Source organism: Microbacterium sp. LWO12-1.2 (assembly GCF_040675875.1).
Taxonomy (GTDB): Bacteria; Actinomycetota; Actinomycetes; order Actinomycetales; family Microbacteriaceae; genus Microbacterium.
Window position 1 is genome coordinate 2,988,188 of sequence record NZ_JBEGII010000001.1, and the last position, 13,567, is coordinate 3,001,754.

The following is a 13,567-nucleotide window of genomic DNA, read 5'->3' on the forward strand; positions in this document are numbered from 1 at the left end:
GTCTACTCGGCGGCGTCCACGCGACGGCGGTGCTTCATCAGGAGCAGCCCGACGGCCACGATGAGCGCAGCCGCACCGGCGGTGATCAGGATGATCTGACCGTTCGCACCCGTCATCGGCAGCGGCGGCACCTCCTGCTGGGTGTTCACGATCTCGACGTTGTCGGAGGTGGTGGTCTGACCGATCAGAACCGCCACCGAGGTGAACGGGTCTGCGGGAAGGACATACCCGGACGGTGCCGCGATCTCCTTGAGCACGTAGCAGCGCTGCGTCGCGTCGATGGCGGGGTTGACGCTGTCGCTCACGAACAGACCGGCGATGGAGATGACTCCGGTGCCGGCCGAGGTGAACTCTGTCTCACCGTTCACGACGACGGGGTCTCCGGCAGCGACAGCCGCCGTGCAGTCCGCAGCGTACGGGTCCGCGGCGTTGTACACCTCGAACGTCGCGCCGTTCAGGAGCCCCTCGGAGCCGGTGGTCCCGGCGCCGCGCTTCTGCACCTCGAGGTTTCCCCAGTAGGTGTGCACCTCGTTGGACGGCAGAGGCGGCTGACCACTCGGGTCGAAGCCGGGGTTGTTCGGCCAGAGCTCGGCCTGGTTGGTGATCTCACCATCGCCGACTGCGACGACGGTTCCCGCGAACACGACCTGGATCGCGGCGCCGACGTGGGCGTTGGGGCCCTCGTTCAGCCACGCGATTCCGGCCGCGGTGAAGTTCATCGTGACCTGCTGGCCGGCGACAGTGACCTCGTAGAACGACGGGTCGAGTGCCGCGCCGTCAGCGGTCACCTCGACGTCAGCCGGTGCGATCGGCTCGAGCCGGTCGTCCAGCGTGTCGCGGATCGCGAAGCCGGTCCACTCCTGCTGCATGGTGGGCACGGGGACGGTCACGGGGAAGCGGATCACCGAGCCGAGCCCGGTGTCCTGCTGCGGGTCGATCGTCTTCTCGACGACGCCCTCGCCGTTCTTCGGGTAGGCGTGCACGTCGTACACCCAGCCGCTCTCGTGCGGCATCGGAACGGTGAGGATGAACGGGGTCGCCCGATCGACGATGATCGCGGGAGCCGAGGTCTCGCACACCTGGTAGACACCGACCGCGAGATCGATGCTCGCCGCACCCTGGGCGTCCGTCGCGGGGAGCGTGATCGGCGCGCCGAGCGTGTACCCCGTGGGCGCCGCGCACGCGGCACCGGCGGTGAGGTCGCTGAGATCGTTCCAGTTCTCCGGAACACTCAGGTCGATCGGCGTACCGCTCTCGAGCAGCGGGTACGCGGTGAAGACCACGCCTGCCACCGGATCTGTGAAGTCGCCCGCGGCCGGAGCCTCACTGATGTCTCCCTCGACATCTCCGTCCTGGTGCAAATACTTGTGCACCGTGAGCGAACCCGTGCGGTCGGGGTCGATGTTGCCGTAGTCCTGCGGAGCCGCGTATGCGGCCGTGCCTGCGCCCATCACTGCGCCCAGGCCGAGTGCCGTCACCCCCATGATCGACAACACTCTCTGTGTCTTCTTGCGTTCAGCCACCTGAACGTCTCCCTCCCTGTATGGCCATGTGGCCCCCTATGGCACACCGGGGTCTTTCGCCCGCAGTGACCTCTTCGCCATACCGGACTCATGTCGAGGGAGATCGTGACGCGGGTTGCCGAAAAACTTTTCCGCACGCTCTCGGCCCCGCCGGTCCGCATGCATTCGGGCCGTTCGCGTCATGTTCGCTGCGCGACGGGGTCGTGCATGTGACGAGCGCCCTCCCCAATCGCTCGTCGCGATGCGTGCGCATCCGCGGTGGGATCGGGGGCGCCATTCCCTCCCCGAAGAGGCTCCCGATCCCCCGTGTCACACCCGGTCACGGATGCACGACCCGGTCACGGATGCACGACCCGGTCACGGATGCACGACCCGGTCACGGATGCACGACCGAAGCCCGTGACACGTCGTGCCGACGTGGTTCCATCGTGCAGGTGAACCGGCACGGCCCAGACGCGGGCACGCCTATCCGATGTCGGCCGACCTCAGCGAGCGCAGCGCACGACCGACGATCCTCGCCGTCGCGGGCGTCGGGCTCTCCTGCAGCCACCGCTCCCCGAGCGCCTGCGCCCAGTCGGGGCGCGATTTGGATGCGTCATTGATCCAGTTGGCGACCGAGTCCTGCACCGAGGAGCTCGGATCCGCTCTGAGCGGCTCCAGGATCGGCTCCCCGTGCTCGGGGTGCGCCTTGAGCTCGCCGATGTGCTTCGCCCATACTCCGCGCGGCCGCAGTGCCTCGCTCGCGAACCGACGGATGCGCTCGGATTCGGACCCCGTCCAGTGCGCGAGCACGTCGACGCTCTCACCGAGGTTCTCAGTCAGGATCGGGCGGGCTGCCATCCACACCCATTCGCGCACGGCGAAGTGCTCGTCGTCGGCCGCCGGCCGCAGCTGCGGCAGCACCGTGCTCACACTCTGGAACTCCGGGTCAGCCGCAACTGCGAAACACACCCACCCACGAACCGTGTCCGAAGAGTGCGTGCCGAGTTCGGCCAACCGACCGTCGCCCAGGTGCGCACGGAGCGCGGCACCGATGCCCTGCATCCGCGCGAGGATTCCCAGGGACTGTGCGTCCGCCACCCGCTCTCGCAGGTCGTCAGACGCATCCGGCAGCACATGGTGCAGCAGCACGACATGATCGATCGCAAGCGCCTCGGTGAGCGTGGTCGTGCTCGCCCCGCCGTGCAACTGCTCCCGACGCCCCGCAGAGACGCCGGCGACCGTTCGTGAGGTCATCACAGGTCGGCCTCGACGACCGTGGACCGGCGGAGATTCGACTGCACCTGCGCGAGCGCGTCGACGACCGCGACGCGACCTTCGACGCCGGCGGCGAGATGCCCCAACCAGTTCGAGTAGACGGGGATCAGCTCTGCGACGAGCGCTGCTCCGGCCGAAGTGAGACTGACGGCGTGCGAACGACGGTCGGCAACATCGACGACACGCGTGACGAGGCCGCTGCGCTCCAACCCCTCCAACAGGCCGGTGACGGTTGCCCGTGTCACACCGAGGCTGTCGGCGATCGTCGACGGACTCGCGCCGTCCTGCGCCTCCACCGCGAGAAGCGCGGCGAAGCGGCCTTCGGAGAGCCCATGGGGCGACAGCATGCGCGCACATGCCTGATCGATCATTCGCGCTGTCGACAGGACGGTCATCACGAGCGCTGCCGACCCGTCGGCGGGCACCCGGCCCAGCAGGAGGGCGTGTTTCGGGTCGACTCCGTCATCCCTGTCGACCCCGCCGCTCCCATCGACCATGCTATTCATAAGGCGCCATACTATCAGCGGGACTCGTGACCAGAGCCCCTCGGGCATCTCATGACACGGCGCGAGATCCCTGTCGTACGCGGAACCAGAGGGACAGCTCCGAGAGCGCGCGCACCGTGGTGGAGCGGTCGGAATCGACGTCGAGGTCGGCGAAGGAGTCCCGGAAACCGACGGGCCGCGGTTCGGCCAGCGGATCGAGCCCCTGGTAGCCCATCGTCCAGTCGGGGAACTGCCGTTCGGGCACGCTCTCGAGCATCAGAATCCTCATGTCCCGGTGCCGAGCATCACGCGCGATGGACCCCGCCAGCGCGGTGACGACAGACCGCGCTCCCTCCAGCACCTGGATGAAGCGGCCGCCGCGGTAGAGCAGCATGCCCGTCACGATGCGCGCCCCATTCGCGTCGCGTGACTGTGCGAGCAGCTGCGACAGCGCATCGCCATCGAGCGCCCGCACCGCTGTGCTCGTGTAGACGAGCGAGACCAGGTCGTCTGCTGACGCGGCACTCACAGGACGACACCGCCTCGGCGCTCGACAGGACCACTCTGCGGTACGCGCACGCTGCCGGCCACGCTGCCGGCCGCGCTGACGGCCGAGGTGGCATCGTGCAGAGAGTCGAAGCGGCCGATGCTCACCGCACGGGCATCGAATGCCAGGTAGGAGCCGTCGGACTGACGATCGACGTAGCCGAGGAAATCGCCGACGCGGCTTCCGACATGGAATCCGTCCTCGACGCAGGCCCACAGCACATCAGGATGATGGTCGGAGGAGTCGTTCACATCTGCAGAGTAGGGCGCGAGCCGAGATCCGTCTCGGGGCTTGCGCTCGCGAGGTCCGGTACGCAAGACGCCGCGATCGCGAACCGGCGTACTGTGCTCTCATGACTGATGTCGCACTGATCACCGGAACCTCCTCGGGCATGGGGCTGCACGCCGCCGTCGAACTGGCACGGCAGGGGCTGCACGTCGTCGCCACGATGCGCGATGTCGGGCGGGCCGAGCGCCTGAACGCCGCAGCCTCCGCAGCGGGAGTGACGGTCGATGTGCGCGCCCTCGACGTGGTCGACCACGCGGCGGCCGCCACCCTCGTCGCCGAGATCGAGGCCGAGTTGGGCAGCATCGACGTGCTTCTCAACAACGCCGGACGCGGCAGCGTGGCCACGGCCGAACAGGCGAGCATGCAGCAGGTGCGCGATCAGCTCGAGGTGAACTACCTCGCACCCGTGAACCTCACCAAGCTGGTGCTGCCGGGCATGCGCGAGCGCGGGAGCGGACGGATCCTCACCATCACGAGTGTCGGCGGCGCCGTCGGGCAGCCCTTCGCCGACACCTACTGCGGCGCGAAGTTCGCGGTGGAGGGATTCATGCAGTCCCTCGCCCCCGTCGCCGAGCGCTTCGGCATCAGGGTCAGCGTGATCGAGCCCGCCGCCGTCGCGAGCGACTTCGTCGACAACGCCGAGCGCCCCGACACCGGCGGCCCCTACGGCGCGCTGCTCGAGGCGTACATCGCCCGCACCGCCGGGGCGTTCGCGAACGCGCAGACGGCGCAGTCCGCCGGAGCAGCAATCGCCGCAGCGGTGTTGTCAGACGAGTACCGGTTCCGCTGGCAGACCTCCGAGGGCGCCACCGCGTTCGTCAGCGCCTCGCTGGCCGACACCGACGGCAGCCGCGTGCTCGGCTTCACACGGGGGTGGATCGCGGCGGGCTCGTGAGCATCGCCGCATAGCCCGCCTCGTAGGTCGGGTACTCCAGCTCACCCAGCACAGCGCGCAGCAGCGAACCGTCGAGCACCGTGCCGGTCGGGGCGGCGGCCTCGTCGTCTGGCGGCACGTCCACCCCGAGTGTCCGCGCGATGAAGCCGACCACGTCGCCGAGAGGTGCCGGGGCCGCATCCACCGCGTGCAGCACAGCTGGTGGCTCCGGAATCCGCAGCAGCAGGTCGAGCGTGCGCACGAGGTCGGTGTCGTGGATGCGGTTCGTGCGACGGCGGTGGTTCACGGTGGCATGCTCCCGCACCTGGCGGATCAGGAACTCGCGCCCTGGCCCGTAGATCCCCGCAGGGCGCACGATGACGGCATCGAACAGCTCGGCAGCGGCGCGTTCGCCGTCACGCAGCTCCCGCGCACGTTCGGTCGTCGGCGCAGGATCATCCTGCTCCGTGATGGGGCGCTCGGCTCCCCATCCCTCGAACACCCCGGTCGACGAGACGAAGATCGTGCGGGCAGGAACCACGGGCAGCGCTGCGGCCAGATGGGTCAGCGCGGTGCGGTAGCCGGAGGGGCCGCTCGGCGGGAGCGTCACCACCATCGCGTCGACCCGCGGCAGCGGCTCGGGCAGCGGAAGCGAGAGGTCCGCCCTGATACCTGCGACGCCATCGGGCAGCGAGCCGTCACTCCGACGTACTGCGACGACCTCTCCACCGTCGGCGCGCAGCCGCGGTACGAGGAGCGCGCCGAGCTTGCCGTATCCGACGAGGAGCGTGCGGGCGGGGGCGACAGATCGGGGCGAAGTCATCCGTCCCAATCTGTCACACCCGCGGGCGGGCGCCGACCGGTACGACAGGACGCGTCAGAACGAGGTGATGACGACGCGCGTGATGTTCGGGTCGCGCAGCGAGTCGTATCCCTCGTTCACCTGGTCGAGGGCGATCTCCTTGGACAGCAGCGAATCCAGCTCGAAGCGGCCTTCGAGGTAGAGCTTCGCGTACATCGGGATGTCGCGCTTCGCCGTGGTCGAGCCCATGTAGACGCCTTGGATGCGCTTCTGGGTGCCGATCAGTCCGACCTGGTGCACATCGATGTGGGAGGTGGGGTCGATCACGCCGATCAAATACAGCCCGCCACCGGGTGCCGCCATCTCGAGACCCTGCTCGGCGACGGCCTTGGTGCCGACGAAGTCGAACACGGCATCGGCACCACGTCCGGTGATCTCGATCACGGCGGTGACCGGGTCGACCTCCTTCGAGTTCACGACGTGAGTGGCGCCGAACTCCCGGGCCTTGTCGAGCTTGTCGTCGGCGATGTCGACCGCGATGATCGTGGTCGCGCCGGCGACCAGCGCACCGTTGATCGCGTTCAATCCGACACCTCCCGCGCCGATCACGACGATCGAGTCGCCGGCCTGCACGTCGGCGGTGTTGAGCACCGAACCCGCACCGGTGACGACACCGCAGCCGAGCAGCGCGGCCTGCGCGAACGGCACCTCGTCCGGCACCTTCACGAGCTGGTTCTCATGCACCAGGGCCTGCTGCGCGAAGCCGCCCAGACCGAACGCCTGGCCGACGGGGCTGCCGTTCTCGCTGAGGCGAGGAGCATCACCCTCGGCACGCAGCGTCGTCTCCGGGTGCAGGCACTGGAACACCTTGCCCGACAGGCACTTCTCACAGGCGCCGCAGTACTGCACCAGGCATCCGACGACATGGTCACCCACGGCGATCTCCGTCACGGCAGGGCCGACCTGCGTGACGACGCCGGCGAGCTCATGCCCGAAGACACCGGGGAGCGGGTTGCCCATCTCAAATCGTGACATCGTGAGGTCGGTGTGGCACAGGCCGGAGGCCTTGATGTCGACGAGCACCTCGCGCCCGATCGGTGCGGCGATGTCGATGTCTGCGCTGACGAAACCTGCACCGATCTCGCGGACGAGCGTTGCCTTCATTGCTTCTCTCCTTCAGGACGTCGGCCATCGGCATCTCCGGTGACCGCAGGGATGCCGGTATGCATCCAGCGGGGCATGAGCTGCGTCAGGTGGCGCGCGAGCTCATCCTCCGTCGCTTCGATATCTCCCAGCACCCACGAGGCGATGACGCCGGTGGCGGCATGGGCGATGTAGGTCGCGGCGATGTCCGGTTCGATCCCGGCGGGCGGCTGCGCGAAGCGGCGCAGGTGCGTGAGGATCTCGACCTTCATCAGCTCGGCGACACGCGTCTCGGCACCGCGGGGAACCGCGACCGCGAAGGCCCCGGCGTAGAGAGCACGGTAGGTGGCGTAGTGGGAGATCAGCGCGCGCTGGGACCGCTCCATGAGGGTCGCATCGAGAGCCCCGGCACCCGTCGGTCGGGACTCCTCCGCGATGTCGTGGAAAGCCTGCTCCTGCAGGTGCAGGGCGAGGTCGTCGATGCCGGAGAAGTGCGTGTAGAAGGTGGCACGGCTGACTCCGGCGCGCTCGGTCGTGCTGCGGACCGTGATCTCCGCGCCCTGGTCGGCGAGATCGCGGACCGCGTCGAACAGGCGGGTGCGCGTGGCCGTGACACGGCGGTCGGACGAGGACCGGATCCCGTCACGCACGGCGGCGAGGTCGGGGTTCGCATCGGCGCGGGTCATACGCCGATCTTACGCCCGTTTCTAGACAGGTGTCCAGAAACGGCGACAGTGCGGAGCGCGTCCCCGCCCTCTCAGCGGAACTCGAGACGCGCGAGAGCGCCGATCACGAGTTGCTCGCCGTCGGGCGAGCGCAGGCAGGTCAGCAGGGTGTGCGAGCATCCGCGACAGAGCAGGATCACACACACGTCGTCCACCTCCGCGATCGCATCCGCGAGTGTCGCCACACGATCGCACTGCCCGCACTGCGCACGCGCGGTCGTCATGTCACGCCCGAACAGCTCGAGCAGACGACCGCCCGCGGCGTTGCCGTCGACCCGGGCACGTCGACCAGGATGGATGTCGCTCATCAGGTTCCTCCGAAGCGCTCGGTGCGGACGCGTTCCGGCGGATGCCCCGCCGCGACCAGCAGATCTGCGACGGTCTCGACGAACCCCGTCGGGCCGCAGATGAACACCGTCGGCTGCTCGCCCGGAGGGATCGTCGACGCCGAGACGGTTGCGGCGTCGATCCTGCCCGCTGCACGCGGAAAACCGGCGGGAGCCGTGCGGGTGTACGCCCAGTCGAGCATGAAACCTTCCCCGGCGAGACCGTCCACCTCGTCGGCGTAGAACGCATCCGCGGGGGCACGCACCGAATAGAGCAATCGCATCGGCGCCGCGCTCACGGACCGCGCGTGAATTCTGGCCATGGCGATGAGGGGAACGATGCCCGAGCCGCCCGCGATGAGCTGCACAGGCCCCTCGTGCTCAGGAGTCCACACGAAGTAGCCCCCGATCGGGCCGCGCACCTCCAACTGGTCGCCGGGCTGCACATCTTCGACGAGATAGGGAGACACCTCCCCGTCGGGCACCTCGTCCACGGCGAGTTCGAGCGTGCTCTCGGACCCCGCGGATGCCAGCGAGTAAGAGCGAACCGCCTGATATCCGTCCTCGGCGGTCAGACGTACGTCGACATGCTGGCCGGCCAGATTCCCCGGCCACTCAGAGACGCGCAGGTGGAGTATCCGCCCGTGCGAACCGACCTGACGCGCATCCACCACGGTGGCCGTCCGCCACGATGATGCGTCGGTCACCAGTACCGCTGCTCTTTCCAGGGATCGCCGTACATGTTGTATCCGTTCTGCTCCCAGAACCCCGGTTCATCCGCCGCCATCAGGGTCAGCCCGCGCACCCACTTCGCGGACTTCCAGAAGTAGAGGTGAGGGACCAGGAGCCGGGCAGGGCCGCCGTGCTCGGCAGCGAGGGGCTGTCCGTCGAACTCGAAAGCGATCCAGGCCTTTCCTCCCGAGAGGTCGGCCCTGGGCACGTTGGTCGTGTACCCGCCGTAAGAGTGCACCTGGGTGAAGGCGCCGTCCGCACCAGCGCGCTCCAGCAGGTGGTCCAGTGAGACGCCGCGCCACTGCGTGCCCAGCTTGGACCAGCGGGTGACGCAGTGGATGTCGGTGGTGATGGTGTCGACGGGGAGCGCGTGCAGTTCGTCCCACGTCCACGTGTGCCGTCGGCCGTCGAGCCCGACGACCGCGAACTCCCAGTCCTCTGTCGACACGTGCGGCGTCGGCCCCGCCGACAGCACAGGGAAGTCCTCGGTGAGGTACTGGCCGGGAGGAAGCCGGTCGTTCGACTCTCTTCTGCGTGCGCCGAAACCGCGGGAGATCACACTCATGGGCGTCTTCTTTCGCTCGTCGAGCCCATTCCACCACATCGCCTTCACGAGCGCTGCAGCAATATCGTGCGCACCCGTGCGGCCGGTCGCCGAGGAGGTTCAGCGGGCGAACGCCACCGATCCGTCCGAGGCGAACGGGATCTCGTGCAGCTGTCGGCCGAGGATGTCGCCGGCCTCAGGAAGACGGTCGAAGTCCACCTCGACGCCGAGGCCCGGCTCGTCGGAGAGCACCATGTGCCCCTCGTCGACCCGCCATCCGGTCTGGATCGCGTCACCGAAGGCGGCGAGCTGGGCGGGGGCGTGCTCGTGCGTCAGTGTGTTCGGGATCGTGGCGTCGACCGTGAGAGTCGCGGCATCCGACACCGGGCTCAACCAGTTGTGCCACGACACCTGGGCGTGGTGCGCCTCCGCGATCGCGGCGATCTTGCGCGCCGCGCTGATGCCGCCGGCGAGGGTCACGTCGGAGCGGACGATGAACGGACCGTTCGCGGCGAGCGCCTCACGCACTTCCCAGATCGACTGCCACCGCTCCCCGAGACCGAGCGGAACACCGTGCGCGAGCAGACCGGTCTGCACATCGAACGTGTCGATCTGGATCGGGTCCTCGACGAAGAGCGGCCGGAGGGGGCGAAGGCCGTCGAGCAGCGCAGGGATCTGGTGGGGCGCGAGGGAGCGGTGCACCTCGACGATCATGTCGACCTTGCCGCCGGTCGCGTCGCGCACGGCGGTGGTGCGCTCGACGGCGCGAGCGGCGATCTCTCCCGTGGAGTGGTCGATCCAGGTGTCCTCCAGCGGATCGAACTTGACGGCCGTGAAGCCCTCTGCGGCCGCGCGGGCGGCGGACGTGCCGAGCTGTTCGGCGTCGGCACCGTCGATGATCGCGTGCAGACGGATGCGGTCGCGGTAGGCACCACCGAGGAGCTCGTGCGTCGGCACGTTCAGCGCCCGCCCCTTGATGTCCCACAGCGCGCAGTCGATCGCGCTCAGCGCCGCACCCACGATCGCGCTGCGGAACGGGCCCATCCGCCACATCAGATGCCAGTGACGCTCGATACGACGGGGGTCGGTGCCGCGCAGTGCCGCCGCGAAGGTCTCGACGACCGAAGCCACCGCCTCGGGGTAGGCCCAGCACGCGGACTCTCCGACACCTACGACGGAGGAGTCGGTACGGACCGCGACGAACAGGATGTTCCCGCGCACGTGAGTTTCGATATCGGTGATCTTCATGGAAGGAGTCCTTGGGAGATTCGCTCAGGAGGCGGTGCCGGCGGCGAGACCGCCGTCGACGATGAGGTCGGTGGCGGTGACGTACGAGGCGTCATCCGAGAGCAGGAAGCAGATGGCGGATGCGACCTCGCCCGCCTCGGCCGCTCGCCGCAGCGGGATCACGCGCTCCGCCTCCGCACGGATGGTCTCGAGCGAGCTCTGCGAGATCGCGAGCGGCGTGATCGCCGACCCCGGAAGGACGCTGTTGACGCGGATGCCGGTCCCCGCCAGCTCCAGCGCGACCGAGCGGGTGATCGCCTGCGCCGAGGCCTTCGATGAGGCGTAGATCGCGTTGCGGGCGACCGGGCGGATGCCGGCGACCGATCCGACCACGACGAGCGAGGATCGGTCATCCTTCGCGACGACGCGCGCCGCCTCCTGCAGGCTGAGCAGGATGCCGAGGGCGTTCACATCGTGCACTCCGCGGAAGGTGGCGGGCTCCACATCGGCCAGAGGAACCGTGCCCGGATGCACTCCTGCGACCAGCGCCACGCCGTTCAACTCCCCCGCCGCGGAGACCGCGTCGAACAGTGCGGAGATCGAGGCCGGGTCTCCCTGGTCGTACCCGAAGTAGTCGCAGCCGCCGAGCGCTGCGGCGAGATCCCGCGCGGCGTCGACATTGCGGTCGGCGATGACGACGCGCGCGCCTTCCTCGTGGAGTCGCACAGCCGTCGCCTCGCCCAGCCCCGAGGCTCCGCCGCAGACGAGGTAGCGGCGGCCTTCGAGGCCCTTCACTGCACGACCTCGACCGGCATCGCAGGTGTGCGCTGCTGTGCGGACGGGACGGGAGAAGTCGGGATGATCGTCACGGTCACAGAATACGGCAGTTTTCGGTAAAACTGCTAGCAAAACCTCTCGCAATGAAGAGGGCATTGGGCGAGGGAATACGGTCTGATACGGTTCTGCCGTGTCTTCCATCGACAGCAGCACTCCTGGTGCCATTCTCCGCGACCCCGAGGTGTTCGTCTACGAGCTGCGGCCCGGATGCGAGGCCGAGTATGACCGGCACCACGCCGCCGTCTGGCCCGAGGTGATCGCCGAGCTGCGCGGCAGCGGCATCACCGAGTACACGATCCATCGACGCGGCAGCCTGGTCATCTCGGTCCTGCGGCGCGAAGAACGCACGCCGGCGCCGGAGCTCTCTGCCGAGGCACGACGTCGTGTGGACGAGTGGCACGATCTCATGGCACCGCTCTTCGCGGCCGTGCAGGACGAGACCGGCGAGCTGCTGTACGCCGAGAAGATCTTCGACATCAGCGGATATCCCGCAACCGACTGAGCGAAGGGCGCGCTGCGCCTCAGCCGAGCGGCGTCCACCCCGAAGGGCGTTCGAGCCCGATACCCGTGCCCTCCACCCGTTCGGGTGCCGAGTACGAGATCGCCAGCTCCGGCGTACTCATGGCCTCGCCGCTCCAGCCCGAGCGCATGGCCGCGCCGAGGATGCCGGTCGTGAGCTGCGTGCGTTCGATCGGGATCTGCGGCCGACCGTCGCGGATCAGGTGCTCCGCCTGCCGCACCAGGAAAGTGAAATGCAGGTGGGGTGCTCCGGGCAACCACATCTGGCAGACGAAGGACTCGTCCGCGCCGCGGGCAGCGAACGCGAACTGTCGCACCTCGTCTTCGCAGATGACCACGTGGGCGATGAGCCCGTCGGCGTAACGCACCTCGATGACTCCCGCGACCGTGAGGATCGCCTGCTCACGCTGCGATGGGGTCAGGTCCAGACTGTCGAAGGCCGCAGCGAGCAGACCGCGGTCGATCCGCCCCTCGGCGATCGCCGCCCGGGACGCCTCACCGTTGAGCGCGATGACCTGCGCGACACCGGTCTCACCGCCGGCACGTCGCTCGACATGCGCCTGCAGTCCTTCCAGACAGTGGAACCCGTAGCGCTCCAGCGGCCCCCAGCCCAGCAGCACCGCGGCATCCATCGCCGCACCCTGCGGCCACTCCGCCGCCGCGGGCACCCGCCACGAGAGAGGGATGGTGGAGCCGGCGCCGTAGCCGACACCGAGTCGATGCGCGGTCGCCGCCATCTCGTTGGCATCCCGCGCGGAGTAGGCCAGGCCTTTGTCGTTGAAGATCGGCACGTAGCGCCCGGCGGCCGTCATCGCCGCGACCGCCGAGTCGAAGAAGCGACGTCGCGGGTACACCTGCTGCCCGTGCTCGTTCAGCTCGTAGTCGCCGTGCTCGCCGATGATGATCACACCGTCGACGCCGAGGCCGCCCGCGCCGTCGACGAGCGCCTCGCCGATCGACAGCGCGCGGCGGATGCCGTGACGCTCGAGGAACGGGAGACCGAGGTCGTCGCCCTGCACGCACCCGATCTGTTCGAGGTACATCGACACGACTTCGAGCTCGGTCTGCTCGTCGACCCCGTCGAGCGTCCAACCCTCGACGATCGGGGGCACGATCACGTCGGTGTGGCATCCCTCGAACCACACCGTCGCCAGCACGGCGACGCGCATCTTCGCAGGTCTCGTCATCTCGTGGCCTCCTTCGTCGAGACAAGCCTAGCCACACGTATGCCCGAAATGAAGAATTCCCGGAAAATAGCATCCCATCGCATGAAGCGAATAGTCTGGCCGAAAACATCCCTAATCCCAGGAGTGCTGCTATGACCAGAATTCACCCGATCGTCGCCGAGGGTCTTCCTCCGGCTCCGTCCGCGTTCTCGGCGGGAGTCCTCGCCGAGGGTCTGCTGCAGGTGTCGGGCCAAGGCCCCATCGATGCCGACGGCACGATCCGCTCGGACCTCGACGTCGCCGACCAGACACGCCTCACGCTCGCACACATCTGCCGCGTGCTCGAGGCCGGCGGCGGATCCTTCGCCGACGTGATGATGCTGCGCGTCTACCTGACCGACCGCACCGACTTCGGTGAGATGAACCGCGCTTTCGAGGAGTACGTGACCCGCTACCGCGAGGGCGCAGGACCGGCGCGGACCACCGTGATCGTCGGACTCCCCTTCGAGGGCATGAAGGTCGAGATCGATGCGCTCGCACTGGTGCCGGAGCGCCCCTCCGCCTGAGCGAGG

Annotated in this window: 17 protein-coding genes; 3 read left to right on the forward strand and 14 right to left on the reverse strand. The window is 68.5% G+C overall.

What is annotated here, in order from left to right; genetic code table 11:
• Positions 1–2: 2 nt before the first annotated feature.
• The 5 genes from MRBLWO12_RS14255 to MRBLWO12_RS14275 all read right to left on the reverse strand — a co-directional run bounded on the left by MRBLWO12_RS14255 (position 3) and on the right by MRBLWO12_RS14275 (position 4,063).
• On the reverse strand, positions 3–1,523 hold the full coding sequence (locus tag MRBLWO12_RS14255; protein WP_363556567.1) for a SpaH/EbpB family LPXTG-anchored major pilin: 1,521 nt from the start codon (positions 1,521–1,523) through the stop codon (positions 3–5).
• A gap of 465 nt (positions 1,524–1,988) precedes the next feature.
• On the reverse strand, positions 1,989–2,759 hold the full coding sequence (locus MRBLWO12_RS14260) for a HEAT repeat domain-containing protein (protein WP_363556569.1): 771 nt from the start codon (positions 2,757–2,759) through the stop codon (positions 1,989–1,991).
• Positions 2,759–3,277 carry a MarR family winged helix-turn-helix transcriptional regulator gene (locus MRBLWO12_RS14265; RefSeq protein ID WP_363556571.1) on the reverse strand — a complete coding sequence of 173 codons (519 nt, stop codon included), beginning with the start codon at positions 3,275–3,277 and terminating at the stop codon, positions 2,759–2,761. Before MRBLWO12_RS14265 ends, MRBLWO12_RS14260 begins: the two co-directional genes overlap by 1 nt.
• Before the next feature lie 58 nt (positions 3,278–3,335).
• Complete coding sequence (locus MRBLWO12_RS14270; RefSeq protein WP_363556573.1) at positions 3,336–3,794, reverse strand: BLUF domain-containing protein; 459 nt, start codon at positions 3,792–3,794, stop codon at positions 3,336–3,338.
• On the reverse strand, positions 3,791–4,063 hold the full coding sequence (locus MRBLWO12_RS14275) for a hypothetical protein (protein ID WP_363556575.1): 273 nt from the start codon (positions 4,061–4,063) through the stop codon (positions 3,791–3,793). The genes MRBLWO12_RS14270 and MRBLWO12_RS14275 overlap by 4 nt, the downstream gene beginning before the upstream one ends.
• 101 nt (positions 4,064–4,164) lie before the next feature.
• Here MRBLWO12_RS14275 and MRBLWO12_RS14280 point away from each other — a divergent pair, with 101 nt between their 5' ends.
• Positions 4,165–4,995, forward strand: a complete 831-nt coding sequence (locus MRBLWO12_RS14280) for an SDR family NAD(P)-dependent oxidoreductase (protein ID WP_363556577.1) — start codon at positions 4,165–4,167, stop codon at positions 4,993–4,995.
• On the opposite strand, the gene MRBLWO12_RS14285 is transcribed toward MRBLWO12_RS14280, so the two are convergent.
• From MRBLWO12_RS14285 to MRBLWO12_RS14320, 8 genes are all read right to left on the reverse strand, one after another.
• Positions 4,964–5,797, reverse strand: coding sequence for a sugar nucleotide-binding protein (locus MRBLWO12_RS14285; protein WP_363556579.1), 834 nt, complete (start codon positions 5,795–5,797; stop codon positions 4,964–4,966). The genes MRBLWO12_RS14280 and MRBLWO12_RS14285 overlap by 32 nt on opposite strands.
• A gap of 54 nt (positions 5,798–5,851) precedes the next feature.
• Entirely contained in the window at positions 5,852–6,940 is a 1,089-nt protein-coding gene (locus MRBLWO12_RS14290) for a Zn-dependent alcohol dehydrogenase (protein ID WP_363556581.1), read from the reverse strand.
• Positions 6,937–7,605, reverse strand: a complete 669-nt coding sequence (locus tag MRBLWO12_RS14295; RefSeq protein ID WP_363556583.1) for a TetR/AcrR family transcriptional regulator — start codon at positions 7,603–7,605, stop codon at positions 6,937–6,939. Before MRBLWO12_RS14295 ends, MRBLWO12_RS14290 begins: the two co-directional genes overlap by 4 nt.
• A 71-nt stretch (positions 7,606–7,676) precedes the next feature.
• Positions 7,677–7,952: a DUF6510 family protein gene (locus tag MRBLWO12_RS14300; RefSeq protein WP_363556585.1), complete on the reverse strand. Its 276-nt coding sequence runs from the start codon at positions 7,950–7,952 to the stop codon at positions 7,677–7,679.
• Positions 7,952–8,677, reverse strand: coding sequence for a ferredoxin reductase (locus MRBLWO12_RS14305; RefSeq protein ID WP_363556587.1), 726 nt, complete (start codon positions 8,675–8,677; stop codon positions 7,952–7,954). The genes MRBLWO12_RS14300 and MRBLWO12_RS14305 overlap by 1 nt, the downstream gene beginning before the upstream one ends.
• Positions 8,674–9,267, reverse strand: a complete 594-nt coding sequence (locus MRBLWO12_RS14310) for a sulfite oxidase-like oxidoreductase (RefSeq protein ID WP_363556589.1) — start codon at positions 9,265–9,267, stop codon at positions 8,674–8,676. The genes MRBLWO12_RS14305 and MRBLWO12_RS14310 overlap by 4 nt, the downstream gene beginning before the upstream one ends.
• Before the next feature lie 99 nt (positions 9,268–9,366).
• Positions 9,367–10,494: a mandelate racemase/muconate lactonizing enzyme family protein gene (locus MRBLWO12_RS14315; RefSeq protein WP_363556591.1), complete on the reverse strand. Its 1,128-nt coding sequence runs from the start codon at positions 10,492–10,494 to the stop codon at positions 9,367–9,369.
• A 24-nt stretch (positions 10,495–10,518) separates the two neighbouring features.
• A complete protein-coding gene (locus MRBLWO12_RS14320; protein ID WP_363556593.1) occupies positions 10,519–11,268 on the reverse strand; it encodes an SDR family NAD(P)-dependent oxidoreductase in 750 nt (249 codons plus the stop codon).
• Between the two features lie 172 nt (positions 11,269–11,440).
• Between MRBLWO12_RS14320 and MRBLWO12_RS14325 the strand changes: the two genes are divergently transcribed.
• A complete protein-coding gene (locus MRBLWO12_RS14325) occupies positions 11,441–11,812 on the forward strand; it encodes an L-rhamnose mutarotase (RefSeq protein WP_363556595.1) in 372 nt (123 codons plus the stop codon).
• A 19-nt stretch (positions 11,813–11,831) separates the two neighbouring features.
• On the opposite strand, the gene MRBLWO12_RS14330 is transcribed toward MRBLWO12_RS14325, so the two are convergent.
• Positions 11,832–13,016, reverse strand: a complete 1,185-nt coding sequence (locus tag MRBLWO12_RS14330) for a hypothetical protein (protein ID WP_363556597.1) — start codon at positions 13,014–13,016, stop codon at positions 11,832–11,834.
• A gap of 131 nt (positions 13,017–13,147) precedes the next feature.
• On the opposite strand from MRBLWO12_RS14330, the gene MRBLWO12_RS14335 reads away from it, so the two are divergent.
• The gene (locus MRBLWO12_RS14335) at positions 13,148–13,561 is read left to right on the forward strand and encodes a RidA family protein (protein ID WP_363556599.1); all 414 of its coding nucleotides are present in this window, start codon (positions 13,148–13,150) and stop codon (positions 13,559–13,561) included.
• Positions 13,562–13,567 lie beyond the last annotated feature (6 nt).